Origin of the sequence: Cohnella hashimotonis, assembly GCF_030014955.1 — a bacterium.
Taxonomy (GTDB): Bacteria; Bacillota; Bacilli; order Paenibacillales; family Paenibacillaceae; genus Cohnella; species Cohnella hashimotonis.
In genome coordinates this window covers 1,974,101-1,992,971 of record NZ_JAGRPV010000001.1, presented here as the reverse complement: position 1 = coordinate 1,992,971, position 18,871 = coordinate 1,974,101, and the positions used below count along the sequence as shown (strand labels likewise).

The 18,871-nt window shown below is 60.7% G+C and carries 15 protein-coding genes and 1 other annotated feature; of the genes, 1 reads left to right on the top strand and 14 read right to left on the bottom strand.

All coding sequences use genetic code 11. The features are described from left to right. Positions 1-2: 2 nt before the first annotated feature. The 13 genes from KB449_RS07790 to hemL form a co-directional block, all read right to left on the bottom strand. The gene (locus KB449_RS07790; protein ID WP_282907834.1) at positions 3-665 is read right to left on the bottom strand and encodes a septum site-determining protein MinC; all 663 of its coding nucleotides are present in this window, start codon (positions 663-665) and stop codon (positions 3-5) included. 85 nt (positions 666-750) lie between these two features. Then, positions 751-1,287 carry a rod shape-determining protein MreD gene (mreD, locus tag KB449_RS07785; RefSeq protein WP_282907833.1) on the bottom strand — a complete coding sequence of 179 codons (537 nt, stop codon included), beginning with the start codon at positions 1,285-1,287 and terminating at the stop codon, positions 751-753. Continuing rightward, entirely contained in the window at positions 1,284-2,108 is an 825-nt protein-coding gene (mreC, locus tag KB449_RS07780; protein ID WP_282907832.1) for a rod shape-determining protein MreC, read from the bottom strand. The genes mreD and mreC overlap by 4 nt, the downstream gene beginning before the upstream one ends. An 87-nt stretch (positions 2,109-2,195) precedes the next feature. Further along, positions 2,196-3,221, bottom strand: coding sequence for a rod shape-determining protein (locus KB449_RS07775; protein WP_282907831.1), 1,026 nt, complete (start codon positions 3,219-3,221; stop codon positions 2,196-2,198). A gap of 39 nt (positions 3,222-3,260) precedes the next feature. After that, positions 3,261-3,950, bottom strand: a complete 690-nt coding sequence (gene radC / locus KB449_RS07770; RefSeq protein WP_282907830.1) for a RadC family protein — start codon at positions 3,948-3,950, stop codon at positions 3,261-3,263. Between the two features lie 133 nt (positions 3,951-4,083). Then, positions 4,084-4,695 (bottom strand): Maf family protein, encoded by a 612-nt coding sequence (locus KB449_RS07765; protein WP_282907829.1) that lies wholly within the window; start codon positions 4,693-4,695, stop codon positions 4,084-4,086. 49 nt (positions 4,696-4,744) lie between these two features. Next, positions 4,745-4,987 (bottom strand): DUF4321 domain-containing protein, encoded by a 243-nt coding sequence (locus tag KB449_RS07760; RefSeq protein ID WP_217596194.1) that lies wholly within the window; start codon positions 4,985-4,987, stop codon positions 4,745-4,747. A gap of 209 nt (positions 4,988-5,196) precedes the next feature. Continuing rightward, positions 5,197-6,087: an SPOR domain-containing protein gene (locus tag KB449_RS07755; RefSeq protein ID WP_282907828.1), complete on the bottom strand. Its 891-nt coding sequence runs from the start codon at positions 6,085-6,087 to the stop codon at positions 5,197-5,199. A 1,133-nt stretch (positions 6,088-7,220) separates the two neighbouring features. Next, positions 7,221-8,609 carry a UDP-N-acetylmuramate--L-alanine ligase gene (gene murC / locus KB449_RS07750; protein WP_282907827.1) on the bottom strand — a complete coding sequence of 463 codons (1,389 nt, stop codon included), beginning with the start codon at positions 8,607-8,609 and terminating at the stop codon, positions 7,221-7,223. A gap of 7 nt (positions 8,610-8,616) precedes the next feature. Then, on the bottom strand, positions 8,617-10,053 hold the full coding sequence (locus KB449_RS07745; protein ID WP_282907826.1) for a bifunctional folylpolyglutamate synthase/dihydrofolate synthase: 1,437 nt from the start codon (positions 10,051-10,053) through the stop codon (positions 8,617-8,619). A gap of 17 nt (positions 10,054-10,070) precedes the next feature. Next, complete coding sequence (locus KB449_RS07740; RefSeq protein ID WP_282907825.1) at positions 10,071-12,722, bottom strand: valine--tRNA ligase; 2,652 nt, start codon at positions 12,720-12,722, stop codon at positions 10,071-10,073. Positions 12,723-12,867: 145 nt separating this feature from the next. After that, positions 12,868-13,114: a binding site (T-box leader), on the bottom strand. 154 nt (positions 13,115-13,268) lie between these two features. After that, positions 13,269-14,945, bottom strand: coding sequence for a LysM peptidoglycan-binding domain-containing protein (locus KB449_RS36445; RefSeq protein WP_282907824.1), 1,677 nt, complete (start codon positions 14,943-14,945; stop codon positions 13,269-13,271). A gap of 167 nt (positions 14,946-15,112) precedes the next feature. Beyond that, positions 15,113-16,414, bottom strand: coding sequence for a glutamate-1-semialdehyde 2,1-aminomutase (gene hemL, locus KB449_RS07730; RefSeq protein WP_282907823.1), 1,302 nt, complete (start codon positions 16,412-16,414; stop codon positions 15,113-15,115). 80 nt (positions 16,415-16,494) lie between these two features. Between hemL and KB449_RS07725 the strand changes: the two genes are divergently transcribed. Continuing rightward, positions 16,495-17,157: a Crp/Fnr family transcriptional regulator gene (locus KB449_RS07725; protein WP_282907822.1), complete on the top strand. Its 663-nt coding sequence runs from the start codon at positions 16,495-16,497 to the stop codon at positions 17,155-17,157. Between the two features lie 719 nt (positions 17,158-17,876). Here KB449_RS07725 and hemB read toward each other — a convergent pair. Beyond that, positions 17,877-18,866: a porphobilinogen synthase gene (hemB, locus tag KB449_RS07720; protein WP_282907821.1), complete on the bottom strand. Its 990-nt coding sequence runs from the start codon at positions 18,864-18,866 to the stop codon at positions 17,877-17,879. Positions 18,867-18,871: the final 5 nt, after the last annotated feature.

Below are 18,871 nucleotides of genomic sequence, written 5' to 3'. Positions count from 1 at the left end.
TACTACACTCCTTTGGCCTGCAAGGCTCGATTGCGGATATGATGCAGATGCGCCATCTTGTCGATCTGCATGGCGCCGTCTTTTAGATACGCGTACTCCATCCACGATTCTCCGCTTGCCCATTCGTCGGGCGGCCGGCTGATGACGTCGGCGATGCGAAGCTGCGTCGGCTTCATGAGCGAAGCCGCGATGATCGCCTCCGCATGGCCTGCGCAGCCGGCATGCGCGACGCCGCGCAGCGCGCCCATTATATAAATATCGCCCGTGCTCCGGACGGCCCCGCCGGGGTTGACGTCTCCGAGCAGCAGCAGATGTCCTTCGTGCTCAAGCGTCTGACCGGAACGTACCATGCCCGTCACCGTCTCTACCTTATAGGAACTGTAGTCGGCAGGTCCTACGGGCAGCGGATCGCTCTCGATCGATTGAACGACGAAATTGCCCTGCTTGCGAATTATCGAGCGGATGCGCTCTTTGTCCTCTTCCGGGAGCTGACGGGCCCCGAGCTTGATCTGAATGTGTACGATCGGTCCGGCAAGCTGCTGCTCGTGCTTCTCCAGCTTGGCTTCAAGCTCGTCGATCAGCGCTTCGAGCTCGCAGGCGTCGTCGAGCAGAAACACAAGCCCGTCCTTGACCCCTTTGATCGTCACTAGCGATTTGACATTCACGCCTCGTCCCTCCTACTGCTAACCAATTCGGGCAAGAAAGTCCGAATTCCTGCCTGGCCGCCTCGCTCTGCGTGCGGCGCGAAGCTCAATTGCCTTCGGCTGCCTCCGTTTGCGATACGACTTGCCGAACCAGGAAGCGTCGCGACGGCAGGTACAGCGCCAAAGCAACCAGCATGTGCAGCAGCAGCGTCGGCAGCACCTGCCAGAAGAAGACAAAGCTTGCGCTAAGGTGCGTCAAGGAGAACAGCTTGTAAACGAAATAGACGAGCATGTCCAACAAACCGCTGCCCATACCGGTCAAAAGGAGGACGAAGGCCAAGGTGCTCAGCTTGCGCTCGAAAGCAAGCCCGATCAGATAACCGATCAGCGCCATGCCGAAGGCGTATGCGCCGATCATATGGCCGTAAAACAGCATATCCTCGAGCAAACCGAACCCGAGGCCGAACAAAAAAGCGCGATGACGACCGCCCAGCAGTGCGACGAAAACCGTCATGACGAACGGCAGATGCAGCAGCAGCCGGCCGCTCCAGGCGGACGGAACGAGCCAGGGCAGGACCGACGTCTGTATCAGCAGAAAAATGAGCGTAACCACGATGGCCCGGTTCAAACGAATCTTTGTCATGGCTGATCCGGATCCGGCGTCATCACGACGAATACTTCGTATAGATGGTCGAACTTGGCAGCCGGCTGGATCGTCGCCGTATGCGTGAGGCCAAAATCGCCGACCTGATTGGTCAGCACTTTGCCGATAATAAGGCCTTTTGGCAGGACGCCGCCTTGACCCGACGTGACGACCGTGTCGCCCTCGGCCACGTTCGCGTTTTCATCGATTTTGCTCATGCGCATGACGCCGTTTTCCTTGTCGTAATCGACGATGCCGAATACCTGCTGCTCCTTGCCCGATACGGTCGCGGAGATCTGGATCGTATCCGGCGCCGTGGAATCCAGTTCGGTGATCGGCATGACCGTCGACGTGAACTCCGACACCTTGCTGACGAGACCGACGAGACCGTCCACAGTGACAACCGCCATGTTCGGCTTCACGCCGTCATGGGAGCCCTGATCGATCTTGATCGTCTTGTCGTACGGATTGGATCCACTCGCGATGACCTGCGAAATGACATACTTGTAGCTGAATAATTGCTCTTGCCTCTGTTTGAACTCAAGTTCCTGCTTGTATCGCTCGTTAACGCTTGCGATGTCATTGTACCGGATCTGATCCTGAATGTACTTCGCCACCGTACGGCGCAGCTCCTCATTCTCCTTGTAGACGTCGGAAAGCCGGCCGAGGTCGCGGAAAAAGCCCGCGACCGCTCCGACCGGCCGATACAGCACGCTTTGCGCGGTCCCGAACGCATCGTTAACGAATCGTTCGGGCCACGTCAGGCCGCTGCGGCGCAAGGTGAACCCCATGACGGCGATAAAAAGGATCAAGCCGATCATGAGAATGAATAAACGTTTGGTCCCGAATAATTTAAAAATAACGATCACCTGCTTCTGACATGCCGCCGAACGGCGGTACCTTGCGCATTAGCGGCCGCGCGAGGAGCCCTTGGACTTGAACAGATGGATATTTTCGAGCGCCCTGCCCGTACCGATCGCGACGCAATCCAGCGGGTTCTCGGCGACGATGACCGGCATGCCGGTCTCTCTGGCGAGGAGCCTGTCCAGGTTGCGAAGCAGGCCGCCTCCGCCCGTCAGCACGATGCCGCGGTCCATGATGTCCGCCGACAGCTCGGGCGGGCACTTCTCCAGCGTAACCTTGACGGCGTCCACGATCGCGTTGACCGTGTCGGCGAGTGCTTCGGTGATCTCGTCGGACGTAATGGCGAGCGTCTTCGGCAATCCGGTGACCAGGTCGCGGCCGCGAATCTCGATCGACTCCATCTTGTCCAGCGGCATCGCCGAGCCGATCTCCATCTTGAGCTGCTCGCTCGTGCGCTCGCCGATCATCAAATTGTAGAGACGCTTGATGTACTGCATGATAGACTCGTCCATCTCGTCGCCGGCTACCCGGATCGAACGGCTCGTGACGATGCCGCCGAGCGAGATGACCGCGACTTCGGTCGTGCCGCCGCCGATGTCGACGACCATGCTGCCGGTCGGCTCCCAGACGGGCAGATCGGCGCCGATGGCGGCCGCGAACGGCTCCTCGATCGTGACGGCTTCACGTGCGCCTGCTTGCTTGGCGGCGTCTTCGACAGCGCGCTTCTCTACGGCGGTGATGCCGGAAGGCACGCAGATCATCACGTTGGGATGACGCGAAGGGAAGGAGCGCTGCTTCTGCGCGCGATTCAAAAAGTACTTGATCATGGTAGCGGTCGTGTCGAAGTCGGCGATAACGCCGTCCTTCATCGGACGAATGGCGCGGATGTTGCCCGGGGTCCGTCCGATCATTTTCTTGGCTGCTTCGCCAACGGCTTCGATCTTCTTTGTATCGGTACGAAGGGCGACCACGGAGGGCTCCCTGACGACGATGCCTTTGCCTTTGACGTATACAAGTGTGTTAGCTGTGCCCAGGTCAATACCCAGGTCTCGTGTAAATCCTCCGAACATGCTTTGTAACCTCCTGTTGGGACAATCCTGTATATTATATTACATGGAGCCTAGCTCCTTCAAACTTACAAAGCGATTGTCACCGATTACCAAATGGTCGAGCAATTCGATCCCGACCAGCTGGCCGGCTTCGGCAAGCCTCCGGGTAAGCGCTATATCTTCTGCGCTTGGCGTCGGATCTCCGCTAGGATGGTTGTGCGCGCAGATAATGGAGGCGCTGCTGCGGCGGATGGCAGCACGAAAAACTTCGCGCGGATGCACGATCGCAGCGCTCAAGGAGCCGACGGACAGCGTGTCCATCCCGATGACCTGATTTTTCGTATCGAGAAACAGACAGACGAAGCGCTCTTCGCGCAAATGCCGCATTTCCTCCATGAGCAGCTCTGAAGCGTCCTGGGGACGCTGGATTCGCGGCATCTCGGGCAGCCGCGCGCGGGCCATGCGCCTGCCGAGCTCGATCGAAGCCTGCAGCTCCAGCGCCTTGGCCGGGCCGATGCCTTTGATATGAATAAGCTCGTCCCATGCGCGCTCGGCCAGTCTGCGAAGCCCGCCGCACTCGTTCAGAATGCGCTGCGCGAGATGAATCGCGGACTCGTTCTTCGTGCCCGTGCGCAGCAGAATGGCGAGCAGCTCGGCATGACTGAGCGCCGCTGCCCCCCGACTCTGCATGCGTTCGCGGGGCCTTTCGTTTTCCGGCATTTCCCTTAGCATGTAAGCGCGTTGTTCCATATCGATCATACCCTCTTCCCTATCGACCGCATCGGCTGCGGATATCGGCTCAAGGTCTTCCGGAGGGACGCTACCCCGCGGCCTGGTCGCGGCCGTCGTGCGTCGCCCATGCGAAATCCCTCTTCCGACCCGGTCAGGGAAGCTGAAGCCCGAACTCGCCGAGCTGCGCCGCGAGCATGGAAACAGGCAAGCCGACGACGGTAAAAAAGTCGCCTTCGATGCGGTCGACGAGCATCGCGCCGATTTCCTGAATGCCGTACGCGCCGGCTTTATCCATCGGCTCGCCCGATTCGACGTAACGGACGATCTGATTCTCGGCAAGCGGCCGCATGAACACGCGCGTGACGCTGTGCGACACGACGGTACGTCCGGACGCCGCTTCGATGCAGCATAGGCCTGTGAATACCTCGTGGCCGCGGCCTGCGAGGCGCGTCAGCATCGACACGGCGTCCGCTCGGTCCTTCGGTTTGCCCAGTACGTCCCCGTCCAGCACGACGATCGTATCGCTGCCTACGACGATCGCGCCCTGCGTCTGCGCAGCGCGCTCCCGTACGGCGGAAGCTTTGCGGTGTGCGAGTTCTTCGACGATGCGGGCGGGACTCCAGTCCGCGGGCGTATCCTCGTCGGCATGACTAGGAATAATCTCGACAGGCAGACCGAGCAAGCCGATCAATTGCTGCCTGCGAGGCGAGGTGGAAGCGAGAACGAGCGTAACGCGCGAATCCGGCGCTGCAATATGGGACATATCGGAAATCTCCCTTTCAATATCGCTTGCTTTGTCTTATGACATTCATTTACATCTTACGGTAAATCCAGATTGCCGCCGCGATGCCGACCATACTGAGCAGGCTCACGTTCAGCGAGATGTTGATGTTGTAAACGAGAACCAGCAGATCGGCGGAAGGCGACCAATGTACCTTCACCGTCCGCGTGAGGAAGTCGAGCCCCGGGACGCGCTTCAGCCAGTCCGCGACAAGCGCGCCGGCCAGCATGCCGAGGAATACGAATAAAATTAAAATCCAGCCGTTTTTCTTCACGCTATCTACGTCTCCCGCCATTTTTTGACACTTGCTTCATTATTATACGTGGCTGCGGCGGCACGCACAATGGACAACGCAAAGACAGCCCCTGGGACGGGGCTGTCTGCGAGCGCAATGCGGCAAGCGACGGCGGAAGTAGGTCTTGTGGTCCAGCTTGCGCGCTCTGCGCAGGGCGATGTCGCCCGTTACGTTACTAAAGTCGAAGCTTAGTCGCCATCCTCGCCCAGCTCCTCGCGCAGTTGGCGGGCGATCAATGCCGCTTTCATGGTCGAAGCCTGTACGGCGCGCATGCGGGCTGCGGACGGCTCCTTGACGTATGCGGTCCATTGACCGGACGCCGCCTCGAGGTGAGCGGCCAAGGCGCCCGCAGGGTCGCTGCGGCTGCCGGACCATACGGTCATATCTGCCGTGGTCGCCTTCCAGCGTTTCCAGGCAGCTTGCAGATCGGCGGAGGACTGCTCGCTCGGCGGCGCATTGCCTCCCTTTTCGAGCAGCTCTGCCGAAGTCCCGGCCAGCAAGCGGCCGAGCGCATCGCTCTCCTCGAGAAATGCCGCCCACGATACCGCCGCGGGCGTCTGCGGCAGCGAGAGCGCCCTGTTATCCAGCGCCTTCGCGTACAGTTCCTCGTCCGTCAAAACCGCAGCCAGCTTCTCCGCCTCGTTTTTGCCGGATGCGATTCCCGCATATACGCGGTACCCGTCCGTCGTATCCGTAGCCGCCGCGATGCCCTGGCTCGTCAACGCCTGGACGGCTTCGTTCATGCTGGCCTCGCTCTGGAAAACGCCGTATTGCAGCAGGTAGCTGACCGAGGCCGGTACCTGTGCATCGCCTGCAGCTCCCGTGGTCTTGTCCGGGTGTGCTGCTCCTGCGGCGCCCGCGCCCTCAGATTTATCGGTCGGCGTCTTCCCTGTCGCCGCAAGATCGGCCTTGCTGCCGCTTGCCGCCACCCCCGAAGCGCCAGGCTGCAAACCGGCGGACGCCGGATCCGCGGCGCTTCCGGTTGGCAAGATCGGCTCGCCCGTGAACAGCGCAAGCACGATATAACCGAATATCGCACCCGTCAAGATCGCCGCAGCGATCGAGGCGAAAATGCGCATCCATGACGGCCCGCCGCGATATCTCCGTGTCTCCCCGCCATCCATCCACCGCTCGTCCGCATTCATATCCATTTCAGAGTGAGCATGTTCAGAGTGAGCATGTATCGAACGAACGCCATACGCATCGGTATGATTAAGCGCATATGGATCATGGTCATCGGCAGGCGGATAAACAGCTTGTATTAGCGGCCCGGCCGTTGCACGACGATCATCGCCATGAGGAAGTGCAGGGGAAAGCGGCGCTTCGACGGAAGACGGCTTGCGAAAGCCGGCGACGCGGCCGGGCTGCGCGGATTTCAGGCGGCTCGCAGTCACCGAACGCCCCTCGGTCTGCCGGAGGTCGCGATCCCAGTCTGTTCCGCGGATCATCTGCTCCAGACCTTCGACGTCGTCCTGATAAGCGACGGTATGCACGTCGCGCAGAGCCGGTTTGCTGTGCGCTTTCGATTCGATCCGCTGTGTGTCGGGTCGATATGGGCGGTTCGAATCTGCGGGTTTCGAATCTGTAGGGTTCAAATTTGATCGGTTTGGATAGTTGTGGGGCCATTTTGCTTGCTTCAGATGTGCGCCTGGCGGATGTTCGTTGTGGAAAAGCGCACCTTGAGGATAAATGCCAGACGGAGCAGCGCCGGACGAATGATTGCCCACGAACGAATTCTGCTGCGCGCTTTCGGACGCAAGTTTTTTTTCCTCTGCCAAAACGGCTTGCGTACGGGCCGCGACCGCGGGTTCCGGGGACGGTCGCCCTTGCCCGATATGCGCGCCTTTGCCCGGCAGGCGATAACCGCTGCCGATATTCTGCGACTGCCTGCCTGACTGCGCCGAGAATCCGCGAGGCTTGAAGCCAGGAGCTGTCGGATCCGCGAGTGCGGCGCCGGTGCCTCCCTGCGACGACAATCGTAGATCGGAAGCTTGCTGATCGGTGCTATCGTTTCGGACTTCCCTTGGCAGGTTGCCGTCGAATTTAAAGGTCATTCTGGAAGTTGGCTGCATCTTGGCTTCTCTCCCTGCTTCGTCTATTAATCCTAGTCTATGATCGAATGAGAGAGAATATGATTGCCAGAAAACCGCCTACTCCGTGAGATATTCCAAAAAAAAGCGCAGCGGGGCGATCCCGCTGCGCTTCGGTCATGCTATTGCTTCCCGGCCCGATCCCGCAGGATGCGGGCCAGCTCGTCGGCCGACTTCCAGATATCGCCGGCTCCCATCGTCAGCACGAGATCGCCGGGCTTCACGCGCTCGGCGAGCAGGTCGCGGACCTGCTCCCGCGTCGGGACGTAAGAGACGTTGGCGTTGCTGTTCTCGGCGATCAACTGGACGAGACGCGACGACGTGACGCCCTCGATGCGCTTCTCGCCGGCCGGCGAGTAAATATCGGTAATATACACCTCGTCCGCCTCGGCGAATGCCCGGCTGAACGCATCCAGCAAGAAGTAGGTACGCGTGTACCGCTGAGGCTGGAATACCGCCAAAATACGTTTGCCCGTCGCCTTGGCCGCCAGGATCGTCGCCTGGATCTCGGTCGGATGGTGCGCATAATCGTCGATAACGAGCACGTCGTTCACGTCCCCGAGCACCTGAAACCGGCGCTTCGCGCCCCTGAACTCAACGATCGACGACGCGATCCGATCGAACGGCGCGCCTGCGTGCAGGCAAACGACGATCGTGGCGAGCGCATTGTAAACGTTATGCAATCCGGGCACGGACAGGCGAACGAGACCGAGCGTCTCCCCGCCCTTAACGACAGTAAAGGAAGCTTGGCGATCGCCCAACTCGATGGAGACCGCTTTATAATCCGCCTCCTGGTCGATGCCGTAGGTGATCACGTTGGTTCCCGCGACCTGGGGGAGCAGCTCCCTGACGTTGTCGTCGTCCGCGCATACGACGGCGCAGCCGTCCGGACGGACCTGCTTAAGGAATTGTACGTAAGCCGCCTTGAGCTTGCCAAAATCCCCGTCGTAGTTCTCGAGATGATCCGCCTCGATGTTCGTGACGACGGCTACCGCAGGCTCGTACTGGAGAAACGAACCGTCGCTCTCGTCCGCCTCGGCCACGACGTGATCGCCTTTGCCGGCCTTCGCATTCGTGCCGACGTTCACGATCTCCCCCCCGATGATATAAGTGGGATCCAGGCCGGACAGCTCCATGACGAGCGCGATCATCGAGGAGGTCGTCGTCTTGCCGTGCGCGCCTGCCACCGCGATGCCGGTACGGCTGTTAAGCAGTCGGGCCAGCATCTGCGCGCGGTGCAGCGTCGGAATGTTAAGGCTCTCTGCCTCCACGCGCTCTACGTTGTCCCGGGCCAGTGCCGTCGAGTAGACGACAAGATTGGCGCCTCGGACGTTGCCTGGCTCGTGTCCGATGTAGATCTCGGCCCCTTTGCTGGCCAGTTTGTCCGTCAATTCTTGCCGGGCCACGTCAGACCCGGTCACATGATAGCCCATCTCCAGCATAACTCTGGCGATTGCGCTCATCCCATAGCCGCCGATACCGATAAAATGTACGTGTTCAGCCGTTGCCAACGACGCTTCACCAGCCTTTGTCAGAAGTCTTGCGTTCGAGCAGCCATGAACGGACATCCGCGATCAAATAGAGCGTGCCCGTCACGAGTGTCAACGTATTTTCCTCGGGATCGGCGGCCGCGAGGCTTTGTATTTTTTCGAGCGCTTTGCGCCAATCCGGTTCGACGATGACGGATGCCGCGCCGACCGCATCCCGCCCCGCACGCCGGGCGACATCCGCCAGCGCTTCAGCCCCCATCTTGCGATGATGGTCCGGTTCCGTAACGACAAGCGTACTCACCATTGGTAGTATATGCCTTAAGGCGCCTTCATGATTCTTGTTGGGCATCATGGCGAGCAGCACATTAAGCTTGTCGCGGGGATACCCCTGCCGAAGCGCCTCCGCGAGCGCGGCCATGCCTTCGGGATTATGCGCGCCGTCAAGCAGAATGCGCGGTTCGCGGCTGATAAGTTCAAGCCTGCCCGGCCATGCGGCCCGGCCTAGCCCCTCTCTCAGGTCCGCCTCGTCGACGATCAGCGCATAGTACGTCCGCAGCACGTCGATCGCCATGATCGCGGCGGCGGCATTGGTCTGTTGATGCATGCCTGCCAAGCCGATCCGGACATCGTCGAGTCCCCGGAACAAATCCCGAAAATCGAAGGCTTGCGCCTCGTTTTCTTCCTGCGCGCCTCGGCTTTCATAGGAAAACTGCTCGCCCAGCTGATAGAGCGTCGCTTGGCGCGATGCTGCGGTTTCCTTGACGATCGCAGCCGCCTCCGGCTGAAGTACGGTGGATACGACGGGGACGCCGGATTTGACGATACCCGCCTTTTCCCGGGCAATGTCCGCGATGGTATCGCCAAGAAGATCCATATGATCGTGCCCGACATTCGTAATGATGCTGACGACCGGCGTGACGACGTTAGTCACGTCAAGGCGTCCGCCCAGTCCCGTTTCCCATACGACATAATCCGGAAAAGTCACCGTCGCATAGTAGAGAATCGCCATGGCCGTCGTCAGCTCGAACGCCGTCAGCGGGCCCCATTTGGAATCCGCCAGCTCGTCGGAGAGCGGCTTCAACCGGTTCGCAAGGCGAACGATAGCCTCTTCGGGCATCGCCTCGCCGTTGTAATCGATACGATCCGCGAACGACGTAAGGTAGGGCGACGTGAACAAACCGACATCGTAGCCGCTCTGCCGCAGGACAGAGGCCAGCATGGCGCATACGGATCCCTTGCCGTTCGTGCCCGCCACATGGATGAATCTGAGCCGGCGGTGCGGATAGTTCAGCCTTTCCAGCAGCAGCTCCATTCGCTCGAGACCCGGCTTGATGCCGACGACCGGCGCGAGACCGGAGATCCAGCCGACGGCCTCGGCGGCGGTACGGAAGGAAGCTTCCCCGCCGTCATTGGCGGATGTCAGGTCATGAGCGTTCTGAGATGACGCGTCTTGCGAAGTTGTCATGCCTGCGCTCGCCTCCATTAGTTTTTAAGCTCTTCGATCCGGGCCAGCACCTTGTCGCGCTTGTCGCGATAGTCGGCGCCCTTCGCGCGCTCCTGCTCGACGACATGGGCCGGCGCCTTCGCGATATACCCTTCGTTCGCCAGCTTCTTCTCCACGCGCTCGACTTCGGCGTTCAGCGAAGCAAGCTCCTTGGTCAGCCGCGCGATCTCCTGTCCGATATCGATCAGGCCGGCGATCGGCAGATACAGCTCGACGCCCGTCACGATGGCGGTCATGGCCTTCTCCGGCGCAGCAAGGCTCGCGTCCAGCGTCAAGCTCGACGTATTGCAGAACCTTCTCAAGTACTCTTCGTTGCGCTTCAGTATGCCTGCGGACGCTTCAGTCGTCGGCCTCGCGAGCAGCTCGATCTTTTTGCCCGGCGTTACGCCGACCTCTGCGCGGACGTTGCGAACCGCGCGGATCGCGTCCATGAGCAGCCCCATCTCGGCGACCGCTTCCGGCGCGTCAAACGCGGCGTCGTAGGTCGGCCAGGCAGCCAGCGTGATCGTCTCGCCAGCTTCATGGGGCAGATGCTGCCAGATCTCTTCCGACAGATAAGGCATGAACGGATGGAGCAAACGAAGCGTACGATCCAGGACGTAGGCGATGACCGATTGCGTGCTCGCCTTCGCGGCAGCGTCTTCTCCGTACAGCGTGAGCTTGGCGAACTCGATGTACCAATCGCACAGATCGTCCCAGATGAAGTTGTACAGCAGCCGTCCCGTTTCGCCGAATTCGTACGTTTCCATAAGCCGCGTCACGTCGCGCGCCGTCTCGTGGAACCGGTGCAAAATCCAACGGTCGGCCGTGGACAGGCTGCCGGTCAGATCGATATCCTCGGCCTTGAAGCCTTCAAGATTCATCAAAGCGAAGCGCGAAGCGTTCCAGATCTTGTTGGCGAAGTTGCGCGCCTGCTCGACCTTCTCCCAGCGGAAACGAAGATCCTGTCCCGGCGTGTTGCCCGTGGACAGCATGTAGCGCATGGCATCGGCGCCGTACTTCTCGATGACCTCGAACGGGTCTACGCCGTTGCCGAGCGATTTGGACATTTTGCGGCCCTCGGCGTCGCGCACGAGACCGTGGATAAGCACGTCCTTGAACGGCGATTCTCCCGTAAACTCCAGTGCGGTGAAAATCATCCGGGCAACCCAGAAGTAGATGATGTCGTAGCCCGTAACGAGTACGTCTGTCGGATAATAGCGCTTGAGATCCTCGGTATTGTCCGGCCAGCCGAGCGTGGAGAACGGCCATAGCGCAGAGCTGAACCATGTGTCCAGCACGTCTTCGTCCTGTATCCAGCCATCGCCTTCAGGCGCCTCCGTGCCAACGTAAATCTCGTCCGTGCCTTCCTTGTACCAGGCCGGAATGCGGTGTCCCCACCACAATTGGCGGGAGATACACCAGTCGCGTACGTTCTCGATCCAGTGCAGATAAATTTTCTCGAAACGGTCCGGCACGAAATTGACTCCCTTGCCGGAGCGCTGCGCATGGATCGCGGCTTCGGCGAGCGGCTTCATGGAGACGAACCACTGCGTCGAAAGGTAAGGCTCGACGACGGCGCCGCTGCGCTCGCTGTGGCCGACCTGGTGAACGTGATCTTCGATCCGGATCAGGACGCCTTGCTCCTGCAGGTCCTTGACGATCGCCTTGCGGCATTCGGCGCGATCCATACCTTCGTAAGGGCCCGCTTGGTCGTTCATCCGACCGCTCTCATCCATCACGATGATCTGCGGCAGATCGTGACGGGCGCCGACCTCGAAGTCGTTGGGATCGTGAGCCGGCGTGATCTTGACCGCGCCGCTGCCGAAGTCCTTGTCGACGTACTCATCGCCGATGACCGGAATCTCGCGGCCGATGATCGGCAGCCGGAGCGTCTTGCCGATCAAGTGCTTGTAGCGTTCGTCCTCGGGGTGCACGGCTACCGCCGTATCGCCGAGCATCGTCTCGGGACGCGTCGTCGCGACCGTCAGATGCCCGCTGCCGTCGGACAGCGGATACTGCAGATGATACAAATGTCCGTTCACTTCTTTGTATTCGACTTCAATGTCGGATAGCGCGGTCTTGGCGGCCGGATCCCAGTTGATGATGCGCTTGCCCCGATAGATAAGCCCCTTGTCGTAGAGGCGCTTGAACACCTCTCGAACCGCCTTGGACAAGCCTTCGTCGAGCGTGAAGCGCTCGCGGGAATAATCCAGGCTGAGCCCCATCTTCGACCACTGCTTGCGGATCGAACCGGCATATTGCTCCTTCCAGTCCCAAACGCGCTCGAGGAACTTCTCGCGTCCGAGATCGTAGCGGGACAGGCCTTCCTCGCGAAGCGTGCTCTCGACCTTCGTCTGCGTGGCGATGCCCGCATGGTCCGTTCCCGGCACCCAAAGCGCGTCGAAGCCCTGCATCCGCTTGAAGCGGATCAGGATGTCCTGCAGCGTCAGATCGAGCGCATGGCCGATATGCAGCATGCCCGTCACGTTGGGCGGCGGGATGACGATCGTGTATTTGGGCGCTTCCGGTCTCAATCCGGCTTTGAAATATCCGCCTTCAAGCCAGGCCTCGTACCATTTTTGTTCGGCGCCGGTCGGGTCGTACGTCGTCGGCAGCTCAAGGGATTTGCTTTGATTGATGTCGCTCATTAAGTTCACAACCTCCAGGGACGTGGATCAGACGATTGGCGATCCGCCTTCGGCTCTTCGCGCCCCCCGTTCGCACGGGGACGGCGCTGCCGAAGCGCGCTCGGATTCAGGGCGAGACCCCGAAAAAAAGCAAAAACCTCCCGCCGCAAAGGACGAAAGGTTGAACTTCCGTGGTACCACCTTCATTCCGCATCTTCCATTCGGACGACATGCGGCTCTCGAACGCAAGATAACGGCTGCGGCCGTCCCGTTCTACGGCGTGCTCGGTTCGAACGGGAAACTCCAGGGCGACTTCGGCAGCTTACTTCCTGCGGAACCTCGCAGCGCTGCAAGGCAGCGGTTCCGCTCTCTGAAGGGTACGACTGCTTACTGATCCCTATCCATGTCTTATTTCCCTATCATACCCGTACGGCTACATGCAGTCAACCTGCCGCGGCAGCGTCGGGGACCCGGAGGCGCGGGACCCCGGAGGGACGAGAGCAGATCGGCGGCGGAACGCAAAAAACGCCCGCGGCCGTTGCGGCCGCAGGGCGAGCTGCTGATAGCTTAAGGGATATAGAGCACTTGCCCTTCCGCCAGATGCGGATCGGGAAGCCTGTTGTACAGCTGAAGCTCGCGGGACTGGAGCTGGTACTTGCCCGCGATGCCGTCGAGCGTATCCTCCCGCTGCACGATGACCATTTTCACCTTGCGAAACGATTGGCCGGCATCTTTGGCGAGAAAGAGACGCGTCCACTCGATCTCGTCCCCTGTGGCACGGTTTTGCGGCGTCTCGGGCGGCGCGGCCAGCCTCGCCTCTTCGGCCGCCTTCAGACCGGCCTCGCGGATCGCTCCTTTGTCTCCCAGCTGAGAAAGGATGCCGACGCCAAAAGACGACTCCGCTCCGCCCGATCCCTTGCTGGACAATCCCAGCTTCGGTCCGGTCGGGTCAGGCTGGCGTTGTTCGGTCTTGGACGTATCGTCGGCTTCGGCCGCTTCCGTCTGATCTTGCGCACCAGCGTCGCTCTCCACGCCCGGCCACAGGGGCGGTGCAGAGATGTTCGTCTCAAACACCTGCGGATAGCTAGGGGCTTCGGACTTCGGAGGAACGGTCTCGGCTGGCTCGATGAACTCCGCCGGCTCCTCCTCAAGACGCTGATAGGCGAGCAGCCGTTCCCAGGCTTCGGCCTCTTCCCGCCTGTCGCGTTCTTCCGCCAGCTGCCTGTTGCGTTCCGCCAACGCAGACGCCTCAAGCGCTTCACGCTCGGCTTTTTCCCGCTCCGCCAGTTCAAACGCGCGTGCTTCCTCGGCGGCGCGAGCCTCCGCCTCCGCCCTCGTCGCTTCGGCGAGCTGCCGCTCCAATGCCTCGGCGGCGACCTGGGCGAGCTCTTGCTGCCGGAGCAGCGCCTCTTCGCGAGCGCGCGCCTCCGCTTCGGCGCGCGCTCGCTGCTGCTCGTACCAGACCGGCGAAGCGGCCGCTTCCTGAACGGCGTTCGGGTCCGTCCAGGCAGGCGGCAAATAAACCGGCCCCGGCTGCGAATAGACGGGCGCTTGAGGCTGACTTCCGGCGGAAAACGGGATGTCCGTCCGTCCGGTTTCCTGCGCTCTGCCATAATCGATCTCCCCGGCTTCCTTCGCCGGTTCGAATGCGGCAGTGCCAAGCGGCGGCAGCGCCAAGGCTTGGCTGACTTCGTCGCGCCGCTCCGCCTCCGGTGCCGATATCAGCTCCGGCGCGTCGTGCGCGACCGTGAACTCGTCCTCGCGCCATACCGGCGCTTCGCGGACTTCTGTCTGCACGCCCCGCAAGCCTAATACGCCCGTCACGTTCAGCGAGCGCTCGGTGAGCAGATCGACGTCGAAGTGGTCGATCTCGACGTCCAGCTCCTCCAATTGGCGCACGCGGCTCTGCGGCAAAGAAATTTCGACCGGGATGCGATGCTCCAGCGTGCCGGCCGCCTCCGTTTCGCCGATCGCCCGGTAAGTACCGCTCAGCAACAAATATCCCCTAAGCAGCACGCTATCTTCCTGTTCCAACGCCTCGATGTGCGGCGACAGCTCGATCTCTTCGAGCGTGTCGATGGACAAGGCGTCGCTGGCCAGCTGCACCCGTTCATAAATATCGAATCTCAATCCGTTCGACGATTCCGTCACGACAGGTCTCCCCCTCTCGGCATAGAGTCCCCGCCTCCCCGGCAGCACCGACTGCTCCGCCACTACGGTCAGCAACTGCCGAATGCCCGACACGCGATTCCAAGATCTCCGGCGCAGACGCGGAGAGGCCGGTTCAAGCCTCTTTTCCCGCATGCTCTGGATCATCCGCAGCCCGAACCGCCCGGAGGCAGGCTTCACTCCCTATCTATCTATATGCTCTAAAAAGGTGGGCATGCCTACGGACTTTGGTGGCATCCGGCTTAAAACTTGCTAAGCGCAGCGCGATGGGCCGCGATCGTCTCGTCGATGTCGTCCTCGCTATGGGCGATGGACAGGAACCAGCCCTCGAACTGGGAAGGCGGCAGGTTGACGCCCAAATCGAGCATTCTGCCGAACAGCGTCCGGAATCGCTCCGTGTTGGACTGCTTCGCCGTCTCGAAGTTGACGACCTGCTTGCCCGTCAGAAATGGGCAAACCATCGAGCCGACCCGGTTGATCGTCATTTCGATGCCGAATTCGCGCGCATTGGCGTCGAGGCCCGCTTGCAGGCGCATCGCAAGACGCTCCAAACGCTGATAAGCGGACGTATCCAGCAGCTTGAGCGTGGCAAGCCCCGCCGCCATAGCGAGCGGGTTGCCCGACAGCGTTCCCGCCTGATAGATCGGTCCGACCGGCGCCATCCGCTCCATTATTTCTCGCCGGCCGCCATAGGCGCCGACCGGAAGACCGCCGCCGATGACCTTGCCGAGGCAAGTCAGATCTGGCGTGATGCCATACAATCCTTGTGCGCAGTTCAAGTGTACGCGGAAGCCAGTCATGACCTCATCGAAAATGAGCAGGCTGCCATGCCGCTTCGTTACGTCCCGCAAGCCCTGCAGAAAACCGGGAAGCGGAGGGACGACGCCCATGTTGCCGGCAACAGGCTCCACGATAACCGCAGCGATCTCCTCGCCGTATCGCTCGAATGCGAGCTTGACCGAATCGAGATCGTTGTACGGAACCGTAATCGTATGAGAGGCGATGCTCTCCGGCACGCCAGGGCTATCCGGCAGTCCAAGTGTCGCTACGCCGGAGCCCGCCTTGATCAGAAGGCTGTCGGCGTGGCCATGATACGAGCCCTCGAACTTCAAAATCCGGCTGCGGCCGGTATAACCGCGTGCCAGCCGAATGGCGCTCATCGTCGCCTCGGTGCCCGAGTTGACCATGCGGACGACCTCGATTGACGGCACGCGGGCGCAAACCAGTTCTGCCATTTCCGTCTCCAGCTCGGTCGGCGCACCGAAGCTCGTTCCTTTTTCCGCAGTCCGCTTGATCGCTTCGACCACTTCCGGATGGGCATGACCGGCGATCAGCGGGCCCCAGGACAACACGTAGTCGATGTAGCTCTGACCGTCAATATCGGTAATCCGGCTGCCTTGGCCGCGATCGATGACGACTGGCGTCAAGCCAACGGACTTGAACGCGCGGACAGGGCTGTTAACGCCGCCGGGGATAGATCTTTTGGCCCGCTCGAATGCGGCTTTGGACTTAGCGTCCGAGCGGATTTGGCGCGATTCGCTCATTTTTGCACACCTCTGCTATCTGGAATGGAAAAGTCTATGGTAAACTGAATCAACAAATGCGCGGCAATGGGGGCTCCATCATGATTCAATGGCTGAAAAAGGTGTCTTTATTCGACAAACTCAGCGATTCGCAGCTTGAACATATATCGCGCATCGCGAGGCGGCGCAGCATATCCGCGGGCAGCATCCTCTTCCAGGAAAAAGATCCGGGCAACGTCTTCTACGTCGTGCTTAGCGGATCGATCAAGCTGTTCACGCGCAGCGCCGGCGGCGACGAAAAGGTATTGTCCGTCGTAGCCGGAGGCGACAGCTTCGGCGAACTCGCCCTGCTCGACGGGCTGCCGCGGTCTGCATCCGCCCGCACGCTCGAGCCGTCGCTCGTGCTGGAGATCGCGAGCGACGATTTTATGCGGCTGCTGGAATCGCACTTCGATATCACCAAGTGCATCCTTGCCGAATTAAGCCGGCGGCTCAGGCAAACGAACGAGCATGTGAACGACCTCACCTTCCTGGACGACCGTACGCGCGTGCTGAAAAACCTCATCAATCTCGCCAACCAGCACGGGAAGCGCGACGGCATCTTCATCCGCATCCATCTCGCGCTCAACTACGACGAGCTCTCGCAAATGGCCGGCGTATCCAAGCAAGTATTGTCCGAGGTGCTCCGAGAGCTCGAAGCCAAAGGCGTGCTCGCCTTCGGGTTGAACCAGTACACCCTTAACTTGACCAAGCTGCGGGGCTGAAGCGCGGTGTGCCGCTAATCCTGGCTAAGCCGTCTGGCTCGCCAAGCACATTAGCGGCACTTTTTGCCGCTATGACCTTCCGCGACCCACTCGCCGGGCACATTAGCGGCACTTTTTGCCGCTAAGACCGCTCACGGCCGGCTCGCCACGCACATTAGCGGCACTTTTTGCCGCTAAGACCGCTCACGGCCGGCTCGCCGCGCACATTAGCGGCACTTTTTGCCGCTATGACGCTCACGACCGGCTAGCCGTGCACATTAGCGGCACTTTTTGCCGCTATGACCGCTCACGGCCGGCTCGCCGCGCACATTAGCGGCACTTTTTGCCGCTATGACGCTCACGACCGGCTAGCCGTGCACATTAGCGGCACTTTTTGCCGCTATGACCGCTCACGGCCGGCTCGCCACGCATATTAGCGGCACTTTTTGCCGCTATGACGCTCACGACCGGCTCGCCACGCACATTAGCGGCACTTTTTGCCGCTATGAGGCTCACGACCGGCTCGCCGCGCACATTAGCGGCACTTTTTGCCGCTATGAGGCTCACGACCGGCTCGCCACGCACATTAGCGGCACTTTTTGCCGCTATGACGCTCACGACCGGCTCGCCGCGCACATTAGCGGCACTTTTTGCCGCTATGACCTTCCGCGACCGCTCGCCGTGCACATTAGCGGCACTTTTTGCCGCTATGCCACCCAAGCCTAGCTCCCACAACCGTTTTACTGACCGTTCATCCACCGCACGGCGTCCTTCGCATGATACGTAATAATCAAATCAGCGCCCGCACGTTTCATGCCGGTCAGCGTCTCCAGCACGATCGCGCGCTCGTCGATCCAGCCTTGCATCGCTGCAGCCTTCACCATCGCATATTCGGCGCTCACGTTGTACACGACGAGCGGGAGATCGTAGCGCTCCTTCAGCAGCCGCACGATGTCAAGATACGCGAGCCCCGGCTTGACCATCAGCATGTCCGCTCCCTCGCGAACGTCCGTCTCGGCTTCTCTGAGCGCCTCGCGCGCGTTCGCGGAGTCCATCTGGTACGTCTTGCGGTCGCCGAACTTCGGCGCGGACTGGGCGGCTTCGCGGAACGGACCGTAATAGGCCGAGGAATATTTGACCGCATAGGACATAATCGGAAGGTCCTCGAACCCCGCCTCGTCGAGCCCCTGCCGGATTGCGCCGACGAAGCCGTCCATCATATTCGACGGTGCGATAATGTCAGCCCCCGCTTGCGCCTGGGACACGGCCGTGCGTACCAGCAGCGCCAGCGACTCGTCGTTGTCCACGACCGCGCCGCAGTCTCCTTCGTGTACGACGCCGCAGTGCCCGTGATCCGTAAACTCGCACAGACAAGTATCCGCGATCACGACCAGATCCGGCGCCAGCTTTTTAATCCTGCGCGTGGCCTGCTGCACAATGCCGTCTTCCGCATATGCGCCCGTACCGACGCTGTCCTTGGATGCCGGTATGCCGAACAGCAGGACGGCCTGGATGCCCAGGGACACAATCTCTTCAATCTCCGCGTCCAAACGGTCGAGCGACAAATTAAAGACGCCCGGCATGGAGGAAATTTCCGTCTTGACGTTGTCGCCATGAGCGACAAAGATCGGCATGATCAGATCGTACACGTGCAGATGCGTCTCCCTGACCAGATTGCGGATGCCTGCTGTCCGCCGGAGCCTTCGATGGCGCACAATAGAAGTATTCATTCCAT

Coding starts and splice junctions, on each gene's coding strand:
- mreD (WP_282907833.1), bottom strand. CDS start 1,287: ATGACAAAGATTCGTTTGAACCGGGCCATCGTGGTTACGCTCATTTTT.
- mreC (WP_282907832.1), bottom strand. CDS start 2,108: ATGATCGGCTTGATCCTTTTTATCGCCGTCATGGGGTTCACCTTGCGC.
- KB449_RS07775 (WP_282907831.1), bottom strand. CDS start 3,221: ATGTTCGGAGGATTTACACGAGACCTGGGTATTGACCTGGGCACAGCT.
- radC (WP_282907830.1), bottom strand. CDS start 3,950: ATGGAACAACGCGCTTACATGCTAAGGGAAATGCCGGAAAACGAAAGG.
- KB449_RS07765 (WP_282907829.1), bottom strand. CDS start 4,695: ATGTCCCATATTGCAGCGCCGGATTCGCGCGTTACGCTCGTTCTCGCT.
- KB449_RS07755 (WP_282907828.1), bottom strand. CDS start 6,087: ATGCGCATTTTCGCCTCGATCGCTGCGGCGATCTTGACGGGTGCGATA.
- KB449_RS07745 (WP_282907826.1), bottom strand. CDS start 10,053: ATGACAACTTCGCAAGACGCGTCATCTCAGAACGCTCATGACCTGACA.
- KB449_RS07740 (WP_282907825.1), bottom strand. CDS start 12,722: ATGAGCGACATCAATCAAAGCAAATCCCTTGAGCTGCCGACGACGTAC.
- hemL (WP_282907823.1), bottom strand. CDS start 16,414: ATGAGCGAATCGCGCCAAATCCGCTCGGACGCTAAGTCCAAAGCCGCA.
- KB449_RS07725 (WP_282907822.1), top strand. CDS start 16,495: ATGATTCAATGGCTGAAAAAGGTGTCTTTATTCGACAAACTCAGCGAT.
- hemB (WP_282907821.1), bottom strand. CDS start 18,866: ATGAATACTTCTATTGTGCGCCATCGAAGGCTCCGGCGGACAGCAGGC.